Raw genomic sequence first — 26,213 nt, 5'->3', positions numbered from 1 at the left:
GCGGCCCTCAGCCGATGCCGCCGTTGGCGAAGACCACCTGACCGTTCACCCAGCGTCCGGGCCCGGCGAGGAAGGCCACGGATTCGGCGATGTCCTCGGGTGTGCCCAGCCGCTCGAGCGGCGGCGCGGCGGCGAGCCGATCGATCTGCTCCTCACTCTTGCCGTCCAGGAAGAGCGGGGTCGCGGTCGGCCCCGGGGCCACCGCGTTCACCGTGACGTCCCGGCCGCGCAGCTCCCGGGCCAGGATCAGCGTCATCGCCTCGACCGCCCCCTTGGTCGCCGCATAGGCGGCGTAGGCAGGTGGTTGCAGCCGCGTGATCGAGGTGGAGAAATTGATCAGCGCACCGCCGGACCGCAGCCTGCGCGCCGCCAGCTGGGAGACCACGAAGGCGCCGCGCACGTTGACCCGGTGCATCCGGTCGAACGCGTCCAGATCCATCTCGGCCACCGGTGCGAGCAGCATGATTCCGGCGGTATTGACCACCACGTCCACCCCGCCGAACCGCTGCTGGACCGTATCGAACAGCCGCTCCATCTCCCCGGCATCGGCGACGTCGCCGGCCAGCGCGATCGCGACACCCCCTGCCGCGGTGATCGATTCGACGACCTCCCGCGCGCGGGCGGCACTGCCGGCGTAGTGCACCACGACCGTCGTTCCGTCCGCCGCCAGCCGCCGCGCGACCGCACCGCCGATTCCACCCGACCCGCCGGTCACGATCGCGACCCGTGCCGGTGCCTGCCCTGTGGTCATATCCATCTCCCTCGAATATGTGAACAACTTGTACATTAGTGCAATATGAACAATCTGTCCATATACTTCGGTGCGTCGGATACGCCCGCCGGACACGCGGGGAGAGTGAAGTCGGAGAACCCATGACACGACAGGATCCACCGCGACTGCCCCCGGGCCGCGGCCGCCGCCCCGCGCGGGACGTACGCCGCGCGACTCTGGCCGCGGCCTCGGAACTGCTGTTCTCCCAAGGCATTCGGAGCGTCACTTTCGACAAGGTCGCCGCCCGCGCCGGAGCCAGCAAGGTGACCCTCTACAAATGGTGGCCCTCACCGGGCGCGCTGGCGTTCGAGGCGTATTTCGACGCCGTCCAGGACACCCTGGCCTTCCCCGACACCGGCGACATCCGACGCGACCTGACCACCCAGTTGCACGCCTTCATCGGCCTGCTGCGCCGCAACGGCTCGGTCGTCGCCGAGATCATCGGCGCGGCGCAGAGCGATCCGGGCCTGGCGTCGGCCCTGTCCGAGCAGTACACCCGCCCCCGCCGCGACCTGGCCGTGCAGCGCCTCACCGCCGCACGCGAAGCGGGCCAGATCCGTGCGGACACCGACCTCGAGACCGTCGTCGACCAGCTCTGGGGCGCGTGCTACCACCGCCTGCTACTCCCCGCCGAACCCCTGACCACCGATTTCGCCGATGCGTTGATCGCCAACCTGTTTCCCGGCATCGCGTGCCCGGATCGCCGGTCACGGTAGCCTCGCGGGATGAGCATGGTGGACGCCCCGATCGTGGCGGTGACCGTCTATCCCGGACAGGCGCGGATCACCCGGCGCACGACCGTCATCGTGGAGACCGGCGAGCAGGTGGTGGAGGTCGGCGGGCTGCCGCTGGGACTGGTGCCGGATTCGGTACGGGTGAGCGGGCGAGGCGCGGCCGCGGTCCTCGGCGTCGATGTGGCGACGCGGCGCAATCCGCGCTCGCCCGATGCCGTTGTGCGGGAACTCGAACAGCGCGCCGAGCAGCTCCGGTCCGGGCTCGCGGAACTGGCCGACGCCCGCACCGTCGAGGACAGCCGGACCGAACTGCTCACCGGCCTGCGCCGCCGCTGCGGCGGCACATTCGCCAAGGCGCTCGCGGCGGGCGAGCTCGATCCGGATCGGGTTGCGGCACTGAGTGATTCACTCGCACAGCAGCTCGGCGCGACGCTCGGCCGGCAGCGCGAGCTGCACCGGCAGCACGAACGCCGGGAGGAGGAGTTGCGTGCGGTGGAACGCGATCTCGCCGAACACCATCAGCAGCGCACCCCGGATCGCCGGCAGGTCGCGGTCACCCTCGATGTGCACGAGGCCGGGGAGCTGGAACTCGAACTGTCCTACGTGGTCGACGACGCGCGCTGGAGCTCGAGCTACGACATCCGGTTGCGCGAGGAACGACTCACGCTCGGCTGGTCCGCGGAGATCACCCAGAACACCGGCGAGGACTGGCCCGCGTGCGAACTCGCCCTGTCCACCGCCCGCCCGGCGATCTCGGCGCGACTGCCCGAACCGGAGCCGTGGTACCTCGACCGCGTGCGACCGCCCCAACCGGTGGCGGCGTACGGCGCTCCACCCGAACCGGGAATGATGCCCCGCGCCAAGGCTTTACACGCATCGATGGCCGACTCGGCCTCGCCCGCAATCGAACACGGTGCGGCGGCGACTACTTACCGTCCGCGCCAACGGATCACCGTCCCGAGCGATGCGACCGCGCATCGCACCACAGTGGCCACGCTGGACCTGGACGCCACCCTCGATCACATCACCGCACCGGCGCAGGGCCAGGAGGTGTATCTGCGGGCCACCGCGGTCAACACCTCCGAGCACACGCTGCGGCCGGGCCGGGCCTCGGTGTTCCACGACGCGGAGTTCGTCGGCACCACGACCCTGGACATCTGGGCCCCCGGCGAGGAGATCGAATTGAACCTCGGTGTGGACGAACGGATCCGGGCCGAACGCGAGCTGGTGCGCCGCACCGCCGGAAAGGCGGTGATCGGCAGCGCGACCCGGCGCGAGGTCCGCTACCGCATCACCGTGGGCAACTTCGGCCGCCGCGCCACCACCGTGACCGTCCTGGACCGGATCCCCGTCTCGCGCGACGAGGGCATCGTGGTCCGGGACATCAGCTGCCGCCCCGATCCGCAGCACCGCACCGACCTGGGCGAGCTGGCCTGGCGGCTACCGCTGGAACCCGAAGCGACAGCGGAGATCTCACTGGGCTTCCGGGTCGATACCGCCAAGGGCGTCGAACTCCGGGGCTGGCGCGAATAGTCCGGGCGCACCTCACCACCGCGTCCGGCCCGCCGCCACCGAAGGCACGGCGAGGCCGGATTCGGGCGGGACGCGGTCGAACCACGGCTGGGCCGTTTCGATTTCGGCGGCGAGTTGCAGGAGCAGGTACTCACTGCCGGGGCGGCCCACGAATTGCGTGCCCAGTGGCAGGCCGTCCGCGGTCCAGTGGGTCGGCACGCTCATCGCGGGGCGGCCGGTGACGTTCGCCAGCTGGGTGAACGGGACGGCCGACAGATTGGCGGCGACCGTATCGCGGTAGGCCCCGGTGCGGGACAGGATCCGCCCCGCACCCAGGCGAAGCAAGGGCGGCACCACCGTATCGGCGATCGCGGGCGTGCGGTTCTGACCGATGCGCAACGGTGGCCCGGCCACGGTGGGGGTGAGCAACAGGTCGTAGGTCTCGTGGAAATCGCCCAGGGCACGGGTGTATTCGGTCCAGCGCACGTGCGCGAGCAGCAGTTCCGGGGACGGCACCGCCCGGCCGGCCGCCGCGAGCATCTGTGTGTCGATGTCGAAAGCTGTTGTCGAAGCGCCTGTCTCGCGACACGCCTCGACGAGTTCCGCGGCGCACCAGGCGGTCCAGACGGTCATGAAGTCCATGCCCAGACGTTGTCCGTCGATATCCGGTGCGGCGGGTTCCACGATGTGCCCCGACGACTCCAGCAACGCCGCGGCCTGCTCGACCGCGCGGACCGCCTCGGGATCGACCGCTGTGCCCTGCGGGGACGCGTGCGTGAATCCGATCCGCAGGCGGCGCACGGGATCGGTGACCGCATCGAGGTACGGGCGTTCGGACCGCGGAACGAGGTAGGACGCACCGGGATCGGGCGGAGTGAGTACGTCGAACATGGCCGCGGTATCCCGGACGCTGCGGGACAGCACGCCCTCGCTGACGGCCCCGAACAGCGGATCGCCGGACACCGGGCCGCCGGGAATCAACCCGCGCCCGGGTTTGAGCCCGAACAGCCCGGTGCAGGCCGCGGGAATGCGAATCGAACCGCCGCCATCGCTGGCGCCCGCCACCGGCACGATGCCCGCGGCGACCGCCGCGGCCGACCCGCCCGATGATCCGCCCGGCGTGCGTTCGGTATCCCACGGATTGCGGGTCGCGCCGAATGTCCTGGTCTCGGTGATGCCCTTGCTGCCGAATTCCGGCGTGGTGGTCTTGCCGAAGATCACCAGGCCCGCGTCCAGCCAGCGCCGCACCACGAGGCTGTGCTCGCGAGCGGGCACCGACCGTAGCGGCCCGGTGCCCGCGGAGGTCGGATACCCGGCGTAATCCTGTGCCAGGTCCTTGATCAGGAACGGCACCCCGGCGAACGGCCCCGAGAGCTCCTGCGCGGCCAGCCGCCGGCCGTTCTCCTGCATCAGCAGACTGATCGCGTTGATCGCCGGATCGACCTGTGCGCAGCGATCCAATGCCAGCTCGAGCAATTCGGCCGCACTCACCTCGCCACGAGCGACCAGCTCGGCGAGCCCGACCGCATCGTGAGCCCGGTATTCCTCGTACCGCATCGCCATCTCCTCACCAGCGGGGTTTCGTCCCGAAGATGTCGACGATAGTCCGCATGCGCTTCGCCGACGCCGCGTCCGGACGCGTCGCCGTGGCGGCCTGGCCGCGGCTTGCGACGTGTCCGGGGGTAGCCGTAATGCCGATTTTCTTGGGCGGGAATTTTCGTGTTCACGAACCGATTCGAGTACCTACAAATATATTGCGCGGCAGCCCGTGACACCATCACCCCGATCGAACAGTCGACGTGAACATAAATGACGAAGGATGGCAAGATGTGAAAGTCCCCGAAACGTCACTCGATTTAATCGACCGCAGTCGCCGCAACGCCGGGAGCAGGCAAAACAGCACGTCAAGCCACATCCCCTCGACCAACCGAGTTGATCGTCGAAGCATAGGATTCGCCCCGCCGGTCCGCCCGAACGGTCGTATACTCCAGCTATGGCGGATAATCAGTCTTCCACCGAATTCGCCGAGTCACCGGTACTTGTGGTGCAGACGAGAGAACGCGTCTATCGTCTCAAAGCCGGAGGCGCATATAACGTCGGCCGCGGTCCGTCGGCCGATATAGTTCTGAACGATCCGCGCGTGTCTTCTCTGCATGCCGTCCTGGAACGGGGCTCGGACGGTTGGGAGATCGAGGACGCGCGCAGTCTCAACGGCACCTTCTTCGACGGGCACCGGGTCGAGCGGATGCTCATCGACCACGACGAGACGTTCCAGCTCGGCCACGCCGTGGACGGCGAGAAACTGGCCTGTTCGGTGGAAGCGCCGCAAACGCGCCCCGTCCCCGATGCCGGGGGCGATATCGGCGAAGCCACCATGATCGTCCCGGACCCCGGCTACGACCTCGACGACGAGGCGACGTTCACGTTGCTTCCGTCCGAGCGCCGGATTTCGCGATCCTCGGCTCCGGCCGCCCACCCGGGCGCGGTCGTCCGGATAACGGGCACGCTGCGGGTCGGCCGCGCCGCCGACAACGACATCGTCGTGCCCGATCTGATGGTCTCGCGCCATCACGCCGAGGTGCGCCAGATCGGCGAGGGCAAGTACCGGGTCGTCGACCTCGACAGCCACAACGGCACCTACGTCAACGGCTCCCGCGTCGACATCGCGGATCTGTCCGAATCCGACGCGATCGGCATGGGACACACCACCTACCGGCTGGTCGGCGACGAACTGCGCGAGTCGGTCGACACCGGCGACGTCTCGGTCTCGGTGCAGAACCTCATCGTGCGCACACCGGAGGGCAAGGTGCTGCTCGACCAGGTGAGCTTCCCCATTCCGCAGCGTTCGCTCGTCGGCGTCATCGGGCCCAGTGGCGCGGGCAAATCGACGTTGCTCGGCGCGGTCACCGGTTTGCGGCCCGCCACCGAGGGGACGGTCCGCTACGACGGCCGCGACCTCTACACCGATTACGACGAGCTCAGGCACCGGATCGGGCTGGTTCCCCAGGAGGACATCCTGCACAACCAGCTGCCGACGCGACGTGCCCTGCTCTACGCGGCGGAACTGCGGTTCCCCGGTGACACCCGCGCCGAGGAGCGGGAGCAGCGGGTCGACGAGGTCCTCGAGGAACTCGGCCTGACGCGGCACGCGGACACCCGCATCGAACGGCTCTCGGGCGGTCAGCGCAAACGCGTGAGCGTCGCACTGGAGTTGCTGACCAAACCGTCGCTGCTGTTCCTCGACGAGCCGACCTCCGGCCTCGATCCGGGCCTGGACAAGACGGTCATGGAGATGCTGTCCGAGCTGGCGCACGACGGGCGGACGGTCATCGTCGTCACGCACAGCGTCGCGAATCTCGATTCCTGTGACCGTCTGCTGGTCCTGGTGCCCGGCGGCAAGCTGGCCTACTACGGACCGCCCGCGGAGGGTTTGCAGCAGTTCGGGCAGCCGTCCTGGGCAGAGGTGTTCCAGGCGTTCGACCTCGAGGAGAATCGCGACTGGGCCGGAGAGTTCCGGGATACGCCGCGCTTCGGGCACTACGTGGCGGGCGGGCTCACCGACGGTGCCGGTCCGGCCGAGGTGCAGTCGCCGCCGGCGCCGCCGCCCCCGTCGCAGTCCAAGTTCAGCCAGCTCAGCACACTGTGCCGACGCTATCTGGCGGTCATCGCCTCGGACCGAAGCTATCTGGTGCTGCTGGGTGTGATGCCGCTGCTGCTCGGTGGCCTGATCGCCGCCGTGCCGGGCGGGGCGGGTTTCGCCGGCGCCCCGGGCAGCAATACCGACGCACCGACCAAGCTGATGATCCTGGCGTTCGGCGCGTGCTTCATCGGTACCGGCAACTCGATACGCGAGATCGTCAAAGAGCAGACCATCTATCGCAGAGAACGCGCGGCGGGACTGTCGGCGGGGGTCTACCTGATGTCGAAACTCCTTGTGCTGGGCGTGATCACGATCCTGCAGACGGTGGTGTTGTACTTGATCGGCACCATCGGTCAGAAGATGCCGCCGACAGGGATATTCCTGCCGGTCGATCTGGAACTGATTCTGGCGATGGCGGTGCTGGGCATCGCGTCGCTGGCGCTGGGCCTGCTCGTATCGGTGTCCGTCAGCACCTCGGAGAAGACGCTGCCGCTGCTGATCGTCCTGTCGATGGCGCAACTGGTGCTCACCGGCGGGATGGTGCGCCTGCCCGGCACCCCGGTCCTGGAACAGCTGGCCTATCTGTCGCCGTCCCGCTGGGGTTTCGGCGCGGGCGCCGCCACGATCGACCTCGACACCCTCACCCCCCACAAGGGCGCAGCCGACCCGTTGTGGAACCACAGCCTCGGCACCTGGCTGATGGACATCGGATTCGTCATCCTTCTCGCGGTGATCTTCCTGTCCCTGGCCTGGTACCGCCTGTACCAGATGCGCCCACGCCGGCGCGGCGCGCGCCCCGCCAGAATTTGACGAAATACCCACTCCCGCAACGGGATTCGAACCGACCACCTCGCCCGATTTCGCTCTACCGCCTGAACTGCTTGGGCCGTGCCTCGTCGGGAATATCGGGACGCGCCTGAAACCAACGCCGCATATCTTCGACCGCTCGAACCTCGAACGGGCTCGCGTACCGCGTCAACGAGTAGAAGAAGAGCGCGGTGAACCAACCGAGCCCGATAATCGAACCGATCCCGAGCAACCCCGCGGCTACAGTCGACCCGCCGAGGGCGGACGCGCCGATCCCCACGCCGGTAACCCCACCCAGCGCGGCGGAACGCTGCCGCTCTCGGGTGCGCCGGATATTTCTGAACCCGATGATGTGGCCACCGATAATGACGACCGCTACGACGATCCAGAAAATTATGTTCCCTTGGCGGCTCATCCCGCTGGACACGCCGATCGCAAATGCCAGCGCAAAAGCGACAGCGCCGACCAGCAGTAGACCCCAGAAGAGCGCCAAGAACACCCGCCTGACCCAATAGCGAGTACCGCGATCGAACCACGAGGTGCCGAACGCCGGAATCTTCGGGATCGTCGGACCGACATCTTCGGCAGAGTGGTTAGGCATCAGAACACCTTGTGCCACAGACTCGTTGCCGCATCGGCGACACTCTTACCCATGCCGACGATGTCGCCCCCGGTATTGGAGAAAGTGTGGCCGAGGCCATGTGTCACACCACCGACCCATCCGCGGTCGTCGATATCCTCGTCCCAGTCTTCGTGAAATCCCTCGTAAACGGCATCACCGACGCCGACGACAACGATGCCGGCACCAACAACAGTCGCCGTCACCGGAGCACCCACGGTCGACGCTACCGCACCCACACCTGCACCAGCGACCAGGCCGGCGCCAGCAGCCGTATAGTCCAGGGCACGCGCTGTAGTCGCGCTCCAACCCTTCTGAATGTCATCCTGCGCCTGCAATTCGGCAACAGCTCCCGATGCCGCAATATCCACCACTGGAATATCTTTCAGGAACTTCAACCCCTCAGGCGCGTCTGCGCCCAGGCCGGGAAAAAGCTTGCCGACATCACCAATTTTGACGTTCAATGCCTTTGACAGAGGTTTCTCCCCCTTACCGGCTTCGGCGTCGGCGAGGGCATTCTGCTGCTGACGGAAGTCACCGAAGGCGCTGAGAAAATTAGTCCGCGCCGGATCGTCGATCGGCATAGTTTTATTGCTGGCATAGTACTTGTCAAATGCCGCTCGCAGGTCATCTGACGCTTTATCGACACTGGCGGAGGTAGTTTTCAGCTCGTCCGGAAGCTTTTTAGCCCAGGCAGAGTTCTTTTCGTTCGGGACGACATACAGTCCGCGTAGATAGTCGGCGCTCGTCGTCCAGTTCTCGTAGTCGCTGTTGTCTTTTCCTGAAAGTTCACCCTTGGTCGGCTGGATGGCTTTTAGTGTATCCGTAATGGATTTGGCAGCCTGCAGGCGAAATCCCTGAGCGATCTGGATAGCCGAGTTGTATATGTCCGTATAGTTCTGTTGAGCTTCGCGGGCTTGCTTGGCTTCCTGAGAATCCGGATTCCCAGTGATAACCAGGGACAGGGGCTTGCCATCGTCGCCGATCTGTGCGCCTTTGCTTTTTGCCTCGTGCGCGGCGTTGTACAGGTCGCCTTCGATTTGCTGCAGCTTGTCGCCCAGGGTTCCTATCGTCTGGCCGATGTTTCCGGTCACGGTAGCCAAGGCACTCATCTGGACCGACGTAGCCGTCCAGGCTTTGCGGAACATATCGGCGGCGTTTCCACTCCACCCCACGTCTCCGACGATCTTGTCCGTTTGGGAGCCCAGCGCTTTCACCACATCTTCAGTGAGGCCTGGTGCACCCTTCATCAAAGTGCCCATGCCCTGCAATCCAGCAAGATCTCCGCCGATCCAGCTCATCCGTTACTCCCCTCCGACCACTCAACTCAACTCCTTCGTAAGCTTGTCGAACAGCTGCCGGTCTGTCGCATCGTGATGCTCGTACGAGTCTCGCGCGTACGCCAGCTTCTGTGCATGTGTCTGAATCGTGCGAACCATCTGATGATGCAGCAGCTCCAAGAGGTCGACCGCACTCTTCATGGCTTCGTTCAATGTGCCGTCACCGGAATCCACGGGCGCGGTCGACATAAACTTCGGGAGCATTGCCTGATACGTATTCGACTCGTCATCGAAGGTCTTTGCCATCGATGTGAGATCACCGAGTACGACGCTGAAGTCGCTCATGACCGATAAACCTCCAACGCCTGTAGCCGTTCCGCTGTCCACTGTGGCCTGCACACCGTCTCCGATGGATCGAGCACGATCGCGATAGCAGCTGTGCCGAGCAAGCTCGGTAAACCACCCGCTGGAACCATCATCCACGGTTGATGCCGACCGAGACGTTCTATCAGCAACCCGACGGTTGAGAACACAATCGCCACGGGACTGCCATCAACCTCGGCACTGAGTTCGACCTGGATACTATTACCATTTGGCCGTGGCCTGGCTGGGATAACAACCACTGGCGGCAGTTCCACACCGAGCCGGGTGGGTGCCCCATCCTGCACCGGCGGCGCCGAGGGTGCGGCAGACCAAGACGTGGAGCTGACCGAGTCATCCAGCCATGACCGTGGAGGACCCCCCTCGTCGTCGTAATCGTCACAGTCGTCGTAAAGGTTGTAAATGTCTCTGGGCATTCGTCCCCCCTCATTCATTCGTTGGATCGGCGGTCGGCGTGGCAATCGGATAGTCACGCCGCCAGATTGCCCCTCACCGGCTGGATTGGAGTTCACCGACTCGCCAGACGGTGCTGGCGATGTGGTTGGCGAAGTCGTCGTTGGTCATGGGAGTTGCGGTGTAGCCGTGGGCGTCTTCGCGGACGTAGTAGCGGCCGTCGCGGTGGAAGTCCATCCAGAGGAAGCCCTGGACTCCGTCGGTTCGGTTGTCGAGGAAAGGGCCTGGGTAGCAGAGCAATTCGCCCCAGCCGGCGCGGGGGCGGGAGAAGAAGCGTTCGACGCGTTCGCCGGGGGTCGGTGGGCGGTTCCAGCCGCCGTTCCAGTCGGGTTCGATGTCGAGGTCGGATTTGAGCACGGCGAGCCGGTGGCGGCCGGGCTGGTCCGAGGGCAGCACGCGAGCGAGAAGCAGTTGCGCTTGCCGGTGGCTGCACAGGCTGACGGTGACGTCACCGCTGCGCCCGGGCTCCGGGTCGGGCTCCTGAATCGCCACTGCCGCAAGCGAATCCCCGAACCCGGCGTACCCGCGAAGTTGCGTGTGCGGGTTGTACGTGTCACCGCCGACGCGACCGTGCATGTGGACACGAATCCGCGGTTCGGCCAGGGTGTGGAACAGTCGCGCCAGGTCGTCGTCCACGCGGGGCAGCAGGGTGTCGATCGCCTCGCGGCGCTGACGAGCGAGGTCGGCCTCGTCCTGCGCGCACAGCGCATTCCAGGTCGGGTAGGGCAGACGGTCGCGTCGCATGGCGAAGAACGCGGCCTCGTATTGCCGGCTGGTCAACTGCCAGTGGATCACCGGTACTCTCCCTGAACCCTGCCCGACGGCGGCGGCCCAGGCGGTCTCCGATGTGCTGGCTCATCTTCCGGCGACTGGGCCGACGGCGCCTGCGCGCCGATGGCGCCGAAGGCGGGAAGCACCTGCTGTCCGTCCCCGATCCACTCATCGAGGTGCTGACCGCGCAGCAGGTCGGACGACTTGCGCTCCTTGTCGTCCTCGGAGTTGCCGCCCTTGCCCTGCCCCAGCATTCCCGGCGACATACCCGACGAATTCGTCGTGCCGGCCCGGCTCGCGCCGACCGCCGCGCCGGCCGACGTGGCCGAGGCGGACTTACCGGGCACGCTCGACCCGGGACCATTCGGACGCGAGCTTTCGCTGTCGGATCCACCCAGCCCGCCCCCGGCCCCCGAACCCGAATACGACAGTCCCCCACCGCTTCCCGCGCCACCGCCCAGCCCCGCCGTCGTGGTGGAATTCGGATTGATCGACGACGCGGAAGCAGCGGAATCCGCGGCCCCCGCGGTGCCGGCGGGCGTGGTCGCCTGACTGCCGGAGTTCTGGGCGGGATCGGTGGAGGTCGGTTGGGTGTTGTCGGCCGGGTTGGGCTGCTGCTGGTCCGTGGTCGTGTCGGAATGCTGTGTCGTCGCGCTCGGCGCGGTCGCCGTGGACGGTGTCGCCGAGCCGGGTGCGATCGAGGTCGGGGCGAGCGGTCCGGTCGGGTTCGTGGACTGCTGCACCGACGGCAGCACCGGCACTCCCTGATCACCGCCGTGCATGGCGGGCGCGTACACGTTGCGCAGCACCTGGAGGGATGCCTGCCGCGCCTCTTCCTTCTGCGACTCGGCGGACTGCACTCCGGCCATGGTCGGGACCAACGCGGCCAGCGAACCCGGAATCGGCGTCCGCACCGCTGAGGTTCCGGGAATCTGGACGGCCGGGGCGGTCGGCACCGCCGCCGCGAGCACCGGTCCCAACAGCCGCGAGGTTTCATCGCTACCGCGTTGTGCGAACGCGACTTTCATCCCGACCATCGACGCGGCCGTACCCACGTTCGTGGAGGTGTCGACGAAGTGCGCTATCGCCTGGGATGCCCGCCCGGCGGCCTGGCCCTGCCAGTTCTCGGCGATCGTCGCCTTCAGACCGTCACCGAGAGTCTTGGTGGCCTCGCCCAGACTTTGACCGATCTTCGTCCACGCCTCCGAAACCGCCTGCACCACAGTTGGTTTGATCTGATCGGTGAGATCGCGGATCTGTTCCAGCGTCAGATGTTCGAATTCATCCGCACCGGTAAGGCTTTCGGGATCGACACCCGAATTCGACTCCTTGGCAAGGTCATTGATCTTACGCTGCAATGCCAGCTGATCGGCGTCCCACACCTGCGTCTGGTCCGCTGACACCATGTGCGCGTAGATCCCGTTGCTCTGCATCGACTGCAACTGCGCTCGCAGATACGCGCCACTGCCTTGATCCAGATAATTCGCCGGTTGCTGAGGAGTCACGACGGGGTGCTCGCTTTCAACACGTCCGCGAACTGCTGATCGGTTTCGGCGTAGGCCTTGGCGGCTTTGCGGAGGGTGTCCTGGATGGCCTTGGCCTCGTCTTGCAGTTCCTTCAGCCGTTGCTTGATCGACTCGTCGCCGCCGCCTTTCTCGGTAAACTTCTTCGCCAGATCAACACCAATCTGGAAACCACCGAAACCGGAGACCTTGGCGACGAGGTCGATATTGTTACTGAAGCCGTCGATGTGATCGATGTAGTCTTGGAGATGCTTTGCAGCTGTATCCAACGCCTCGCGGTGTATTTTCAACGTCAGATTGCCCTGTGAGACATCCTCGGCAAGCTGTTTCCAGGTATCCAGTTCCGACATGATCAGTTCCCCGCTCTTATCTGCGCCTACTTCCCGTTGGGAAGGTCCTTCACCAACACGCCACCGATACGCTCGACCTCAGCGCAAGAGTCGCCGATCGTATCGGCGCTGAGCTTTGGATTCACCTCGATCTGGACGGGGTCACCGGGGATGTTGAAAGCAATTGTGCAGCCTCGTGGCTCGTCCACCTGATGCAACAGTGTGGCATCACGCCCCCCCACTTTCACTGGCTGCGGATTCTGAAACTGCGTCGTATTTTGAATTATTTCATCGAAAGTGTGTGCATTGGTGGAGAGCACATTCAGCAGATACCAACTGTCGCTCATCCAGCTACATATATCCCAGCCAGGAAATTTAGTACCGAGGGATCCGGAATCGGTTTGTTTCTTCGCCGGGTTCAGTCCAGCCGCCGCGATGTCCGCATCCGGTATCGAACACGGATTCCAACCCGTATTGGACGCCGGTGTCGACGCGGCAGAGGCCGCGCTCGTCGAAGCAGCGGCAGTACCGCTACTGACAGCCGTACCGGAATGCGACCCCCCGGAACACCCGGTCGCCCCGACCACCGCCCCCACAGCGAACACCGCCCCGACAACCCGAACAGACCGCAACGCCCGAGACCGCCGCGAACCCGCCCGCGCGCACGAGCCCTGCGCCGCAGGCACATCCGACCCGGTCCCGGCCGACGAGCCACCCGAAACCACCCGCACCGCGCCCGCCGCGACAGAGCCTCGGATCGTCTTCCCCCAGCTGCTCATCTCGTCCCTTCCACCACCGGCGCTTGGGCGTCCCGCTCCCGGGGTGGTCCGGCTCCCCTCCCCCGTGTAACTCGCGCTCGACCCTACCGTTCCAAAGTAGGGGCTGCAATCCAGCGTATGCCGATTGGAACGCCCCCATAAAGCAGGAACCTCCTACTGTCCCAGTACAGATATTCGCAGGTCGGTCGAGAAATCGCGATCGCGCATCCGCTCGAGGCATTCGCCTACCGGCCGCCGATGTCGGTAGCAGGAATCGAATGCGTATTTCATGTCGTGTCCGACCCCGGTGTCGATGCGGCAGGCTCCGCGCTCGTCGATACGGCCGCAGCGACACACCTCCGGCGGCATTACGCGGTCGCCCAGCACAGCTGGTCAGCGCAGCTGCGCCCACCGCGCCACGACGATAGCCCGGACGGCCGCGCAACCATGGTAGGCAGCGTGTCAGCTTGTGCGCGCGGGTTGTCATCCGTTCTCGGTTCTGCTGCCGCCGTTCGAGATGACCAGATGGTGGGGCGGTCCGCCTCCACGCTCGACTCGCATTCCTCGGTAGCGGTACACGGGGGCGGATGTGATTCGCCGATGCCGGGTGCGGCGTCTACGACCGGCCGATTGTCCGCTTCGGCAATGTCGGCAAACGACAACGGCTCTGATCCACGTTGGGATCAGAGCCGTTGTCGGAGAATGCGACTCGCGGCTACGGGCGGTTGAAGTCGCCGGTGTGGGTGGCAGCGATGAAGGCGTCCCACTCGCTCGGGGTGAAGGTCAGGGCTGGGCCGTTCGGGTTCTTGGAGTCGCGGATGCCGACTGTGCCCCGCTCGAGCCAGGCCACCTCGACGCAGTTTGCACCGCTCTCGCTGCGAGTACTCTTGAACCACTTGGCTCCGGACAGATCATCGTTCATTGCGCTCATACTCCTTCGCCACCTGCCGCAACAGGTTTCTGCTCTGTACCTCATCCAGGCAGGTATCCCGGATGGCCGCGACAAGCTCACGATACCGTCGGACCTCGTCCGGCTTCTCGAGATACACATCCGGTGCCGGACCACCCTCGATGAAAACCACTGGGGGCTCGACAGTTTCACCTTTGGCGTTGCGTTCGAAGTCCATGATGACGAACGAACTATGGGGTATTCCCCAGGTCAAACCGGCACTGTAGGGCTGGATACGGATTGTGATGTTGGGACGCGTGGACAGATCGGCGAGTTGGCGCAACGCCCTCGCCATCGTGCGAGCCCCACCGGTCGCCCGGTACAGCACCGATATGTGCAGCACAGCGTCCAACTCGACCGGAGTCGTCCTACGGGTGATGAGCGCTTGGCGCTTGATGCGAAGCTCCACGCGCCGTTCGATATCTTCACGAGTCGTGAATTGCGGAGATGCGCTGATGATCGCCCGCGCGTAGTCCGCAGTCTGCAACAGCCCGGGAATGCACTGGTCCTGGCAAGTGGTCAACCGCCGCGCCGCCGACTCCGACCCGATGTACATATTGAACGCATTGCTGAACATCCCGCCGTAGAGGTGATGCCAGCTCTTCGCCCGCGCCTGCACCGCGAGATCGACTGCCGCAGCGGTGTCTTCCTGACTCACGTCGTACATGGCGCATAACGCTTGGACAAGCGCCCGGCTTACTTTCTGAACCTGTCCGGTTTCGATACGTTGCAGGGCTGCGCTGGAAAGATCGACCTCTTTCGCCGCGCGAGCAATGCTGAATCCGATGGCATCGCGGCTCTCCCGCAGGAACTTTCCGAGTTGACGGCGCGGCAGAGTCGACGAGGGGCCGTCGTCTTCGGTGATGCGCTTGCCGCCTGCCGCACTGGGGCCGCTCATCGCCTCTTCGCCGCTGGTCATGTCCTGCGCGCTGGTCACGGAATCCTCCTGGAAAATTCGGGTAGTGCCGGATGGGGAATGGAGTCGAATCGCCCGCGAAAGCGAGTCCCTTCCTGGGAGTCGTCGGCGATCGCGGTCGATTTCTCGTTTCGACCGGATCCGATCGGGAGCCGGTGGTGTGCTGTGGCAGCACTCACCCGACAGCACCAGGAAACGAGAGGAATGAATCAGACGATCTGCACCGGCACCCCGGTTTCGCGGCTGCGAACTACCGGCAGATCAGCGGCCTGCCCGCCGCTGCGGTACCCGAGCATAGCCGGAACATGTTGCGGGTGGCGATAATTGAAGCACAGTGGAAGCGTTCCACTGTGCACGGCGAGAACCAACGCCCCCGCGAGCAATGATCAGAACCTGTGGTGACCGGGAACGAGTACCTTCCCGGATGATCAAGTAATCCAAGGGTTTTGATTGTTTCGGCGCGCCAACGCCGGGGCGCGAAGATACGTCCCGGATGTTCAAGGTGATCGGCACCGATTATGTCTATCTGTGGGTGGACGGCATCCACACCAAAGTACGTCTCGAACAGCAGAAACTGTGCCTGCTGGTGGTGATCGGCGTGCGCGCAATCAGCGCATCCAGGCGCGCTCGCGACGATGAAGGACATCTACATGGCCGAGGACATCGACAAGGGTCACCCGATCCGCAGGACGCGACACCGTCCCGGCAACCCGTTGCGCTCGACTCCTGCTCGAACTCACACTCCTTCTCCAGGTGGCTATCAGATGATTACCAGTGAGAGACAGCATCATTGGCGAACACAAGCGACACCCTCAGGACTTGGAGTCGATGCGAATGAATCAGCGAACGGCCGGTATCGCCGGCATCGCAGCGGTAAGCCTCGCGGCCATCGGGCTGCTCGCACCGCCTGCCGCCGCCGGCCCCGTGGTGAACCTCGCGCCCGGCGTCGAGTGCGGCGACGCCTTTCTCGAATGCAACAACGACACCAACCAGACCTATCGCATCGACTGGACCGCAACCTGCGTATACACCGAGGCAGTCATCGACCCGATCACGGTTCCGGAGCAGACCTGGATAGCACCACATGAACTGATCAGGCTGAAGGAAGGCATAAACAGCGCGTACTGCCCGCCGGAAACCTCGGGACAGCCGGATACCGTCGGTCAGTTGGACCCTGGCTCTGTCGCCTCGGCACAGTACATCCGTGCGGTAGTGGACAGCTCTCACCCTCCGGCCCCGCCCTGGCCAGAGTCGGCCTCAGCCATCTGACCCGCTGCACAAACCCAACCACACCCCTGCTCGAACAAGGGCAACCGCGGAACAACAACGCCCACAACCGGCAGTGGCCGTACTGGTCGGCTTGCTTCTCAACAGCATCGCCGGATGGTGGTGGGCAGAGCCCGTTGCTGGTTGCGTCCTGGTCTTCTACGCACTGCCGGAGGACCGGGAGATCTTCTCCGTCGAGCCCTCTTCGACGCGATAGCGAATCCCATTCTCCCGCAATGCCTCCAGGAATTGCGCCGGGTCCACCAGCTGCGCCGCGGCGAGCGGGCCGGAGGCGGTGAAGCCGGTCTCGGTCGTGCGGGCGGCGATGCGTGCGGCGATCGGGCCGGTGATATCGAAGATGCCCGCCCCCGACATCGTGGCCGTGCGGTGCACAGCGCCGCCGGAGAGCCGGACGGCGATGTGAAAAACTGTGGGGTCGTTGGGGATTCGCGTACGTACTCCTCCGGCGGCCGCGGCCGCGACCCGTTCGAAGATTCCGGACAGCGGCGAGCGCAGGCCCCACGAGAACAGTCGCGACAATTCGGGAACGAACCTTTCGGCAACGGGCGGAACGAGAGTCGCCGCTGTCATCGCGGGCCGGATGCGCCCTACCTGGAGGTGGCGGGGAATCGTGAGCACCTCCGGGAGCGGATATGCCACGACACGGCGACGACCGACCGGCGCCGGAAAATCGAAATAGCGAGCCGGTGGCTGGCCGGTCAGCTCGAAGAATCCGTCGTCGAAGGCGATCACCGGTAACGCGACCCCGCGCAGCCTCGCCTCCAGCGCCGCTCCGCTGGGGACCCAGCCGTCGATGTGATACCCGATGTCGAGATCGTCGATCCGCTCGAGCCCGGCAGCGGCCAGGGACACCAGCAGGTCCGCCAGCGTCGCGTAGAAGGCGGCCGAAGGCACCACCGCCACCCCGGCCGCCGCGGCCGCGGGGCCGTAGGTCTCGAACAACGACCGGATGGACTGCTGTTCGCCACTGATATCGACGTAGTGGCACGCACCCGCGATCGCGGCGGCGGCCACCGGAGCACAGGTGCGGGCGAACGGTCCCGCGGCATTGACCAGCGTGCGCACCTGCGATGCCAGCGCCCGCAATCCGGTGCTGTCGTCCAGCTGAACCGCGCGGTGCTCGGCGCCGCCGAGTTCGGCCGCGAGCTGTCGCAACGCGGGCGCCGACCGCCCCGCGAGCACGACGTGGTGCCCCATCGCGACGAGTTCTTTCGCGATCGCGCGTCCCGAGTAGCCGGTCGCGCCGTAGATCGCGATGGTATCGCGCTGTGCCATTCTCGTTCCTCCTCAGTCGATTTCGCCGCGGTCCCAGGCACGGGCGATGCGCTCGGTGAGATCGACCGCGTCCACGACGGTGTTCCAGCCGACGACCTCGGCGGCATCGGATGCCAAGTGCAGGTTGCCAATCCAGCCGCGGTCGTAGGACAGCAGCGAGATCGCCCGCATACCGGCATGTTTGGCGATCGTCGTGTCGCACACGTTCGCGAAGGCCACCGCAGGCAGGTCGATGCCCGCCCGGGCGGCGATGCGCTGGGCGGCGGCGATGTCGCGCTCGGCCATCCAGCCGGTGAGCCCCTCGCGGCGAGCGACCACCAAATGCTCACCGCTGCCGAGGGAATCGAGGCCGATCGCCAGGGTGTGATCGGGCTCGAATCGCGCGCGCCGGCGTGCCCACGCCCGCATACCGACGTTTCCTGCCTCCTCCCCTCCGGGACACAGAATGATCACCTCCGTATCGGCCAGCGGCGCCGCCCGCAGACGCCGCGCTAGTTCGACCGCGGCCGCGACTCCCGTGGCGTTGTCGTTGGCGCCCGGTGTGGTGGGGCTGCACATCGACTGGATCATCGCCAGACCCGCCCCACCCAGCACCAACCGCGCCCCCAGCCGCAGCCTGGCGTGCGGCAGCGCCGAAACGAGCATGGCCAGCAGGACCGGCATATGACTCGGCACGGCGCGCCCCGTGCGCTGCGAGCGAAAACGGTTCAGCGCCACCGTCTTCGGATGCCACACCAGACCGTTGTGCGCCGCGTCGTGATGGGCGATGAGCACCAGTGTGCGATACGCCCGGCCGACGGCGGGCACCCGCGCCGACACCGAGACGCCACGTCCGGCCGGCAGCAGCCGCCGCAGCCACTGATTGCGGCCCGAGACCTCGAGTTCGTACGAGACCGCGACCGCCGCGGACGCACAGCGCGCCCACATCCCCGAAACCGCACTCGCCGCCACCGCCCCGGTCAGATGGGCCAGATGGGCCGGGACCCAGGATGATTGGGCACGGAACTCGGTCACCGCCACGTCCACCGCCCCGGCCTCGGTCAACCGCGCCGCGAGCAGCTCGGCCGACCTGCGCTCACCGGGACGCGTGGTCCGCCGGTCGAGTTGCGCGAGCGCCGCCACATCGCGAGCCATCTCCTCGGCCGGAGTAGTCGCCGATCCGCCCGGCCCGGTGCTCGCCGATCGCAATGCCTCACCCGTCACCGGTCACCTCCTTCACTCCGACGCCGCGGCTGTCTCCGCGGTCGCGGTACTGCGATTAGCCTGGCAGGAGTGGCGGGTGATGCGCTTTCAGAAACGTGCGGTGCCGAACGGGCCGTGTTGTGGATCAGACGCGGGCACGCGGGATACGTCGGACCCGGGCTGGCCATCGACGCGCATTCCACCTCGATCGGCTGCCTGGCCGTCGGCCTGGACGAGCCGTTCGAATTCCGGGCCGGCGAGATCGGTACGGTACGAGCGCGCAGCGCCTATGCCCCGGCCCGGGCCACGCACCGGATCCCCGCGCCCCGTGGACGCATGCTGTACCTGTTCGTCGACCCCCTGGCCGGCCAACGCCGGATGCCCGAGATGGCGCGCGTCACCGGTGGTTTCGGCTTCGAGCACCGGAACGAGCAGCAGCTGATCACCGCATGCACCGACACGGTTCTCGATGTCGAGCAGGTACTCCAGCACGCGAGCCTTCCCGCGCCCGATGCCGTCGATCCGCGCATCGCCAAGGTGGCACAGCTACTGCGCGACAATCCGGCCGCAGAGACGAACGCCGCGGACGTCGCCGCCGCCGTGGGCCTGTCCACCTCGTATCTGCTGCGCATGTTCTCCGAGCAGACCGGAACAACCTTCCGCCGGTACCGCCAGTGGGCCAGAATGCTCTCCGCGGCAGCAGGTTTCGCCGCAGGCCACGACCTCACCCGCTGCGCCGTCGACGCCGGATTCGCCTCACTGTCGCATTTCAGCGAGAACTTTCACCGCATGTTCGGCCTGTCCGCCACCGCACTGCTCGCCTCGGGCGTTCGATATGACTACGAAATCTACTGACCAGCGGGCTCGTCCCGCATCGACACGAGAGGCCGGCCCGGCACCACCGGGAACCGACGGCTGGCCGGAACATGTTGCGGATCGCGGTAATTCGCGCTCAATGGAATATATTGCCGGCCAACGCCGATGTTGGTGAGCCGTACCGAAACACCTGTGCGCGACGGAGACCGGGTGGTCGCTTATAGTTTGCCGGAAGAATCCTCATCCGGACGCGATCGAACCAGCAAAGGTGACAGCTCCATGGCCCAGACCTTCGACGATGTCTACCGTGAGCGGTATCTGCTGCTGACCACGTTCACCAAGGACGGCAAGCCGAAGCCGACCCCGGTCTGGGGTGTGCCCGAGGGCGACAGGCTGCTGATCATCACCGACGCCGGATCATGGAAGACCAAGCGGATCAACAACACTCCGCGCGTCACGATCCAGAAGTGCGGAGTACTGGGCAAAGTGAAAGGAGAGCCGGTCGAGGCGGTGGCGCGCATGCTCCCCGCATCCGAGACGCGGCGGGTGTTCGACAAGATCGTCAAGCGGTATTGGAACCACGCCTTCTATTTCGTCCCGCAGGCGATTCTGCGAGGCGGCATCGACAAGGTCCACGCCGCCATCGAGGTGCGGGCGGTCGAACCCGCACCCGAGGCCTGAGTTCACACCGATCGCCCGTGCTCGCCATCGCCGCGCGCTTCGAACGGGCACGGCGGTAGGCAGGCCGGGCCGCCCCGATTGCGTTACCGCGGAGGCAGTTCCGGCCGCGGCTTACCCGGAGCGACCGTGCGAGCCAGAATGCCGAGTGTGGCGCGAAGTGCGCTTTCCGGGATCACCGGGAAGCCGACTCGATCCTTGATCTCCCGAGGGACCGCCGACCAGTCGTAGTAGGACGTCACGAGTGTGCCTGCCTCGATCGGTTCCAACTCGTAGCCGTAGACGTGTTCCCACTTTCTTCCACCGTGAACGGTCCACGCGATCTCCCGATCGGGTTCGAACGTGACTATCTCGACGGTCACGTCGTACAGCCCCAACGGGCGGTCGTTGAGAGCTTCGCGGTCCATGTGCACGACGAAGGTGTCGCCGGTCCCGGTGACGACCTCTCCGCTGGCCGCCATCAGCATGCCCGAACTGTCGATGGCGACGTGCCCGCGCGGATCACTGAGAACGGCGAAGATCTCGGCTGCGGGCGCGGCCACAGCCCGCTGTACTCGGAATCGTTCCAACACAAGAGGATCCTACAAGTGCGCGCCGCCGGGCACATACCGCTGCCGACCGGTTCCGGGGAACGAAACACGCCCTTACCCTGGGTGTGTCACGACAGGAGCCGCCATGGCAATGCAACGCCAGCTACGTCTGAACCTGGTAGCCAACGATCTCAACTTGCACCAGGGAGCCTACGAATACGAACGGGCGCAAGGCATTCCCGAACGCAGCATCTTCGAGCGCCTGCTCGAGTACGGCGCGTTCGGCGACGAGGGTCTGTTCACCGCCTTGTTCGTCGGCGACATCCCCGGCATGCAGGGGTCCCCGGCATTCGACGGCGGACCGGCCGAGCCCATCACCGCACTGACCGCGATCTCCCAGCGCACCAAGCACGTCGGCCTGATCGCGACGGCGTCGACGACCTTCTACGACCCGTACAACCTGGCCCGGCTGCTGGCCTCGCTCGACCAGGTATCCGACGGCCGCGCCGGATACAACGCGGTCACCTCGGTGATCGATCGGTTCGCCCAGAACTACAGCCTGCGCCGGCATCTGGATCGCGCGGCGCGCTATCAGCGCGCCGACGAATTCCTCCAGGTTCTGCGAGCATTGTGGGACAACCGGGAATTGCGCCGTGACCCCGACGGCCGCACCCGGTTCTACGCCGAACCGATCGACCACCAGGGCAAGCTGTTTCAGGTCACCGGACCGCTCAACATCGCGCCCAGCCGGCAGCACCGGCCGCTCATCGCGCAGGCCGGCGGGTCGGGACCGGGCATCGAGGTCGCCGCCAAACACGCCGATATGGTGTTCACCAACTCCTCCACCCGCGCCGGCGCCGCGGGTTACCGCGAAGCGCTGGACAAGGCGCTCATCGACCAGGGCCGGGCCCCGGGTTCGGTCCCGGCCGTCCCCGGTCTCATCCCCTACCTCGGCCGGACCGCGAAAGAGGCCCAGGAGAAACTGCGGGAACTGGACAGTCACGTCGACTGGGCGCCCCTCGCACCGTTCGCGCTGGGACAGTTCGGCCTCGACATCCCGCTCGGCGACCTCACCGAACCGTTCCCCACCCATCTGCTCCCGCGCCCGGAAGACGTCGAGGAGACGATCAAGAGCACCTTCGGCAACTACGTCGGGCTCTACACCTGGATACAGCAGCACCCCGAGGTGACCGTGCGCGAGGTCGTCGCACAGGCGGTCGGCCGCGGCGGGGCGACGCACCGCAAATTCGTAGGCTCCTACGACGACCTCGTCGAGGACTTCGTGGCCTGGCACGACGACGGCAACGTCGGCGGTTTCAATCTCATGTTCGCAGCGGGCTCGACGGCCATCCGTGAGTTCATCGACGAGGTCGTGCCCCGCCTCATCGACCGCGGCATCTATCCCGCCACCCCCACCGATCTCCCACTGCGAGAACGATTCCGCGACCGAGCCGCGACTCGTGGGTCATCACGCTGACCGTATCGCCGAATATGTTGGCGGGCAATGGTTCTCGATTGGCGGCAGTGCGGATCGACCAGGGCGGGCGGCGGACGATCAACCCGCTGAGGTCGTCTCGCACCGCACCGGCGGCCGTTCGGCGATCGATGCCGACCTGCTGCGGGACGATGGGCGAGTCGCACCTCATGGGTTCGCCGCGAAGACCTCGAGCCCGGTTTCGGCCGATGGGACAGCGCCCCCGGTCGCGGCTCGGCGCCCCGGCCGGGGCGCGGCCTGGTCCGGGACCGGGATCGACTGTCTAGCATCGGATATATGACGCAGTCCTACGTGGTGACCGGTGGTGGACGCGGAATCGGGCGCGCGATCGTGGACCGACTGCTCCGGCGTGGACACGCGGTCGTGGTCGTCGAGCGCGACACCGAGAATCTTTCCTGGACAACAGGACCGGTAACGGTGGTGGCGGGAGACGCGGGCGCCGAACGGATCACCGAGCTGGCAGCCGACCGCGCACAGCAGATCGGCATCCTTTCCGGGTGGGTGAACAACGCCGCCATCTTCCGCGACGCCGCACTGCACGACTCCGGCCCGGACCGAGTGCTCGACCTCGTAGACGCCAACCTGCGCCCGGTCGTGGTCGGGTGCGGTACCGCGGTTCGCCGTTTCCTGGCCTCCGCCACCCGCGGCGCGATCGTCAACATCAGCTCGCACCAGGCACTTCGGCCTGTCCCCGGTGCGTTGCCCTACAGCACCGCCAAGGCAGCGATCGAAGGACTGACCAGAGCGCTGGCGGTGGAATACGGCCGCCACCAGATCCGGGTCAACGCGGTAGCGCCGGGGTCGGTCCTCACCGAGCGCTACACCGAATACCTGTCCTCGCTGACACCGGAGTCCGCGGCGGCCGTCGAACGCGATATGTCCGCACTGCATCCGTTGGGCCGCGTCGCGACGAGCGATGAGGTCGCCGCAGCGGTCGAGTTCCTGCTGTCCACCGACGGTGGATTCATCAACGGCGCAACCGTTCCGGTCGATGGCGGTCGTTCGGTCCTGGCGCTGGACCCCGAAGCTCGATGAGCGGACGGACTCGGTCGCCGGGCCGGACACCGCCGCACTCGTGCCCGGTACCCGCGAATGCCACTGCGCGGCGGTAACATCGGTTCACGGATCGAACGTGTGGCAGGCGAACTCGCCGGGCTCGGCAGCGGTCTCGGCCAGCAGCGCACCCGTAGCCGACCAGATGCCGGAATGTCCTGAGGTGCGGTCGAATCCGCCGCCGGTCGGACCAGCGAACGCGGCGGTCGCTACCCAGACGCCCTGTTCGGCCGCCACCCGGCGAGCGCGTTCGCCGTGCAGGCCGACCTGATCGGCGCTGTGCACGACACCGGCGACGTAGCCATCGATCCCGAGCGCGGCAGTCCGCTCGGCATGTTCGGCGATGCCGGTGTCCCGGCAAACGGCCAGGCCCAGCCGCCAACCGTCCACCTCCAGCACGGCGGGCTCACCCGGTCTGAAGCGGGCGGATTCGCTGTCGTGCAGATGCACCTTCCGGTAGGCCACCGAGGCGCCGCGCCGATCCACTGCGAGAACACCGATATGCGGCCCCGGCACCGGCGCACCGACCAGCGCGATCGTCCGGGCCCGCGCACATGCGTCGACGATGGGGGCCAGCCGATCGTCGTGCGGCGCAACGACTTCGGCCTCCAACTCGTACCCGGTCAGCGACATTTCCGGAAACACCACAACCCGCGCCCCGGCCGCCCGGATCAACTCGGCATGCGCCACGGCGTTCTCGGCTACCGCATGACCCGCGCACCGAGGCTGGGCGACAGCGATCCGCAAGGCGTCCCGCACCCGACCTCCCGTTCTCAGCTCCCCAACGTGCAAGGACGGTAACCGGATCGCCCCGGCGCAGCAACCGAGGCAACGCACCGACCACCTCGCCGCGAGGTCCGCGCTCCGAATCGGCGACCCGGCAAATAAATAAACGTGCGCAGATCACCTCAGGTAATCAATGCAGGCGTGGCAGCCGGCGGACGCCCGCGCAGCTGGTGGCAGCTGAGGTAAGACGCTTGTGGCGAGCGAGCTGAGGCGTTATGTCCCAGGTGTGTTCGCTGCGCACGCCGCATGCGCACAGTTCGAATCAGCATTGGTTCTCGGAATTCGCTCATCACTTCGGCCGTGCGGCGACGAACGAGTACAAGGTGATCGCGGACAGATGGGGTACCGTCCCGATCCTGACCGGGAACGAGCCCAACCGCCACATCGAGTAGCCGTATACAGGGCGGTATGCCGCGCGAAACATACTGTGGTGCATACTCGTTCGCGGATCGAGACGCGAGCATGGGTGTGGCGGCGCGTCCAGGTCGTCGACCGGGATACCGCCGAGCCCACTCCGTCACACGGGCTGAGCGAGCACAGGGCCCAGACCGTCCAGCAGGCGGCGGATCTCCTCGTCCGGATACGGGGTGCTGCGGCTCGTCTGCTGGAACGCGCGCGTGAACTCGGACATCGCGGCGGCGATCGGCGCGTGCCGGGTCAGGAGCGCGGCGGCGCCCTCGGGAATGCGTTGCGGCGGTTCGCCCTCGGCGATGGCGCGCACCATCGTGGCGCGTGTTTCCCGATCGTCCCGCCGGAGCCCGTACAGGGCGGTGAGCAGCCAGTTCACCAGGTAGGTGGAGGTGAAGGCGTGGTCGTAGCTCTGGTTCCGGTCGACGAACGCGGACTCCTGCGGTGAGAGATCGAATCCGCCGGAGAGCGAGAGGCCGTAGTCGGCGAAGTAGAGGCGTCGACCGTCGGTCAGGATGTTCTCGAAGTGCGCGTCGATGTGCAGCAGCCCACGGCTGTTCATGAACGTGGCGCCCGCGGCCAGTTCCCGCTCCACCATGGCACAGGCCAGGTCGGTGGCCTCGTCGCCCGCCTCGACCCGGGTGTTCAGCCACTGGTGCAGGGTCTGCGGGATGTACTCCAGGAACAGCGCGATGCTCGCCGAAGCGTCCCGCACGGCCTCGATCCGGCGGCGCACCTGCGGTCGGCCGCCCCAGTAGGCGACGGCGCGGTCGATGTCGGCGAGCTCGGCCGGCAGCGGCGTCGTGTCCGGCAGCACCCGCCAGTGGTACGTCATCGGGAACCCCGCGTATTCGGCGGCGAGCACCCAGTTCGTCGTCATGATGTGCACGGCGAGCTCGCGCCAGGCCCCGAAACCTGGGCTGCCGGTGAGGCCGACGCCGTACTGGCAGAACAGCGGCAGGTCGAACAGGTTCGCCGTGGACCGCACGTGTTCCGGCTGCCGTTCCAGGTCGGTGAGCGGCACTCGCTTCACGAAGACCGGGGTCCCGCCGACCTCCAGCAGCGCCGACTTCCCGCCGATACCGGCGCCCAGCGGCGTGGCCGCATCCACGAGCTCGCACAACGCGTGATCGCTTTGCAGCGCGAGGGCCGTGGACACTGCGCTGTGGGCGTGCAGGCGCGCTGGACGCGACATTTCGCGGGTCGTCGTCGCGTCAGATGAACACGACGTCACCGCGTCAGGGGAATTCGCTGCGGCT

General features: G+C 66.4%; 25 protein-coding genes. 9 read left to right on the top strand and 16 right to left on the bottom strand.

Annotated elements, in window-relative coordinates; translation table 11 throughout:
• Positions 1-7: 7 nt before the first annotated feature.
• Positions 8-751 (bottom strand): SDR family oxidoreductase, encoded by a 744-nt coding sequence (locus AC5WS7_RS02075; RefSeq protein WP_495952607.1) that lies wholly within the window; start codon positions 749-751, stop codon positions 8-10.
• A 122-nt stretch (positions 752-873) separates the two neighbouring features.
• Between AC5WS7_RS02075 and AC5WS7_RS02070 the strand changes: the two genes are divergently transcribed.
• Positions 874-1,488 (top strand): TetR/AcrR family transcriptional regulator, encoded by a 615-nt coding sequence (locus tag AC5WS7_RS02070; RefSeq protein WP_495952606.1) that lies wholly within the window; start codon positions 874-876, stop codon positions 1,486-1,488.
• Positions 1,489-1,497: 9 nt separating this feature from the next.
• Positions 1,498-3,039, top strand: a complete 1,542-nt coding sequence (locus AC5WS7_RS02065) for a DUF4139 domain-containing protein (protein WP_495952605.1) — start codon at positions 1,498-1,500, stop codon at positions 3,037-3,039.
• Positions 3,040-3,051: 12 nt separating this feature from the next.
• On the opposite strand, the gene AC5WS7_RS02060 is transcribed toward AC5WS7_RS02065, so the two are convergent.
• Entirely contained in the window at positions 3,052-4,575 is a 1,524-nt protein-coding gene (locus tag AC5WS7_RS02060; RefSeq protein WP_495952604.1) for an amidase, read from the bottom strand.
• A 436-nt stretch (positions 4,576-5,011) separates the two neighbouring features.
• Here AC5WS7_RS02060 and AC5WS7_RS02055 point away from each other — a divergent pair, with 436 nt between their 5' ends.
• Entirely contained in the window at positions 5,012-7,468 is a 2,457-nt protein-coding gene (locus AC5WS7_RS02055) for an FHA domain-containing protein (RefSeq protein WP_495952603.1), read from the top strand.
• 55 nt (positions 7,469-7,523) lie between these two features.
• Here AC5WS7_RS02055 and AC5WS7_RS02050 read toward each other — a convergent pair whose 3' ends face one another.
• The 9 genes from AC5WS7_RS02050 to AC5WS7_RS02010 all read right to left on the bottom strand — a co-directional run bounded on the left by AC5WS7_RS02050 (position 7,524) and on the right by AC5WS7_RS02010 (position 15,465).
• Complete coding sequence (locus tag AC5WS7_RS02050; protein WP_495952602.1) at positions 7,524-8,066, bottom strand: hypothetical protein; 543 nt, start codon at positions 8,064-8,066, stop codon at positions 7,524-7,526.
• Positions 8,066-9,385: a WXG100 family type VII secretion target gene (locus tag AC5WS7_RS02045; RefSeq protein WP_495952601.1), complete on the bottom strand. Its 1,320-nt coding sequence runs from the start codon at positions 9,383-9,385 to the stop codon at positions 8,066-8,068. Before AC5WS7_RS02045 ends, AC5WS7_RS02050 begins: the two co-directional genes overlap by 1 nt.
• Before the next feature lie 21 nt (positions 9,386-9,406).
• On the bottom strand, positions 9,407-9,709 hold the full coding sequence (locus tag AC5WS7_RS02040; RefSeq protein WP_495952600.1) for a DUF6317 family protein: 303 nt from the start codon (positions 9,707-9,709) through the stop codon (positions 9,407-9,409).
• A 525-nt stretch (positions 9,710-10,234) separates the two neighbouring features.
• On the bottom strand, positions 10,235-10,993 hold the full coding sequence (locus AC5WS7_RS02035) for an ESX secretion-associated protein EspG (protein WP_495952599.1): 759 nt from the start codon (positions 10,991-10,993) through the stop codon (positions 10,235-10,237).
• A complete protein-coding gene (locus tag AC5WS7_RS02030) occupies positions 10,990-12,474 on the bottom strand; it encodes a hypothetical protein (RefSeq protein WP_495952598.1) in 1,485 nt (494 codons plus the stop codon). Before AC5WS7_RS02030 ends, AC5WS7_RS02035 begins: the two co-directional genes overlap by 4 nt.
• Positions 12,471-12,842 (bottom strand): hypothetical protein, encoded by a 372-nt coding sequence (locus tag AC5WS7_RS02025; RefSeq protein ID WP_495952597.1) that lies wholly within the window; start codon positions 12,840-12,842, stop codon positions 12,471-12,473. Before AC5WS7_RS02025 ends, AC5WS7_RS02030 begins: the two co-directional genes overlap by 4 nt.
• 26 nt (positions 12,843-12,868) lie before the next feature.
• Positions 12,869-13,600 carry a DUF3558 family protein gene (locus AC5WS7_RS02020; RefSeq protein ID WP_495952596.1) on the bottom strand — a complete coding sequence of 244 codons (732 nt, stop codon included), beginning with the start codon at positions 13,598-13,600 and terminating at the stop codon, positions 12,869-12,871.
• Positions 13,601-14,294: 694 nt separating this feature from the next.
• Positions 14,295-14,501, bottom strand: a complete 207-nt coding sequence (locus tag AC5WS7_RS02015; protein ID WP_495952595.1) for a DUF397 domain-containing protein — start codon at positions 14,499-14,501, stop codon at positions 14,295-14,297.
• Positions 14,491-15,465 carry a helix-turn-helix domain-containing protein gene (locus tag AC5WS7_RS02010; RefSeq protein WP_495952594.1) on the bottom strand — a complete coding sequence of 325 codons (975 nt, stop codon included), beginning with the start codon at positions 15,463-15,465 and terminating at the stop codon, positions 14,491-14,493. The genes AC5WS7_RS02015 and AC5WS7_RS02010 overlap by 11 nt, the downstream gene beginning before the upstream one ends.
• Before the next feature lie 472 nt (positions 15,466-15,937).
• Between AC5WS7_RS02010 and AC5WS7_RS02005 the strand changes: the two genes are divergently transcribed.
• Positions 15,938-16,222 (top strand): hypothetical protein, encoded by a 285-nt coding sequence (locus AC5WS7_RS02005; protein ID WP_495953788.1) that lies wholly within the window; start codon positions 15,938-15,940, stop codon positions 16,220-16,222.
• 56 nt (positions 16,223-16,278) lie between these two features.
• On the top strand, positions 16,279-16,713 hold the full coding sequence (locus AC5WS7_RS02000) for a hypothetical protein (RefSeq protein ID WP_495952593.1): 435 nt from the start codon (positions 16,279-16,281) through the stop codon (positions 16,711-16,713).
• Positions 16,714-16,869: 156 nt separating this feature from the next.
• Here the strand turns inward: AC5WS7_RS02000 and AC5WS7_RS01995 are convergent, their stop codons facing one another.
• Together AC5WS7_RS01995 and AC5WS7_RS01990 are read right to left on the bottom strand one after the other, a co-directional pair.
• Positions 16,870-18,006, bottom strand: a complete 1,137-nt coding sequence (locus tag AC5WS7_RS01995) for a saccharopine dehydrogenase NADP-binding domain-containing protein (RefSeq protein WP_495952592.1) — start codon at positions 18,004-18,006, stop codon at positions 16,870-16,872.
• Positions 18,007-18,018: 12 nt separating this feature from the next.
• A complete protein-coding gene (locus AC5WS7_RS01990) occupies positions 18,019-19,209 on the bottom strand; it encodes a M28 family peptidase (protein WP_495952591.1) in 1,191 nt (396 codons plus the stop codon).
• Between the two features lie 114 nt (positions 19,210-19,323).
• Between AC5WS7_RS01990 and AC5WS7_RS01985 the strand changes: the two genes are divergently transcribed.
• Positions 19,324-20,043 (top strand): AraC family transcriptional regulator, encoded by a 720-nt coding sequence (locus tag AC5WS7_RS01985; protein ID WP_495952590.1) that lies wholly within the window; start codon positions 19,324-19,326, stop codon positions 20,041-20,043.
• A 240-nt stretch (positions 20,044-20,283) separates the two neighbouring features.
• Positions 20,284-20,685, top strand: a complete 402-nt coding sequence (locus AC5WS7_RS01980) for a PPOX class F420-dependent oxidoreductase (RefSeq protein ID WP_495952589.1) — start codon at positions 20,284-20,286, stop codon at positions 20,683-20,685.
• Between the two features lie 83 nt (positions 20,686-20,768).
• Here AC5WS7_RS01980 and AC5WS7_RS01975 read toward each other — a convergent pair whose 3' ends face one another.
• The gene (locus AC5WS7_RS01975; RefSeq protein ID WP_495952588.1) at positions 20,769-21,254 is read right to left on the bottom strand and encodes an SRPBCC family protein; all 486 of its coding nucleotides are present in this window, start codon (positions 21,252-21,254) and stop codon (positions 20,769-20,771) included.
• A 103-nt stretch (positions 21,255-21,357) separates the two neighbouring features.
• Here AC5WS7_RS01975 and AC5WS7_RS01970 point away from each other — a divergent pair, with 103 nt between their 5' ends.
• Positions 21,358-22,689 carry an NtaA/DmoA family FMN-dependent monooxygenase gene (locus AC5WS7_RS01970; protein WP_495952587.1) on the top strand — a complete coding sequence of 444 codons (1,332 nt, stop codon included), beginning with the start codon at positions 21,358-21,360 and terminating at the stop codon, positions 22,687-22,689.
• Between the two features lie 294 nt (positions 22,690-22,983).
• Positions 22,984-23,742, top strand: a complete 759-nt coding sequence (locus AC5WS7_RS01965; protein ID WP_495952586.1) for an SDR family NAD(P)-dependent oxidoreductase — start codon at positions 22,984-22,986, stop codon at positions 23,740-23,742.
• Positions 23,743-23,826: 84 nt separating this feature from the next.
• Here the strand turns inward: AC5WS7_RS01965 and AC5WS7_RS01960 are convergent, their stop codons facing one another.
• Positions 23,827-24,519 (bottom strand): carbon-nitrogen hydrolase family protein, encoded by a 693-nt coding sequence (locus tag AC5WS7_RS01960; protein ID WP_495952585.1) that lies wholly within the window; start codon positions 24,517-24,519, stop codon positions 23,827-23,829.
• Positions 24,520-25,063: 544 nt separating this feature from the next.
• Positions 25,064-26,149, bottom strand: a complete 1,086-nt coding sequence (locus AC5WS7_RS01955; protein WP_495952584.1) for a protein kinase family protein — start codon at positions 26,147-26,149, stop codon at positions 25,064-25,066.
• Positions 26,150-26,213: the final 64 nt, after the last annotated feature.

The organism is Nocardia sp. PLKS1-43, from assembly GCF_059510335.1.
Note: the sequence above shows the minus strand (reverse complement) of the source record. Positions and strands in the feature narration are given on the sequence as shown.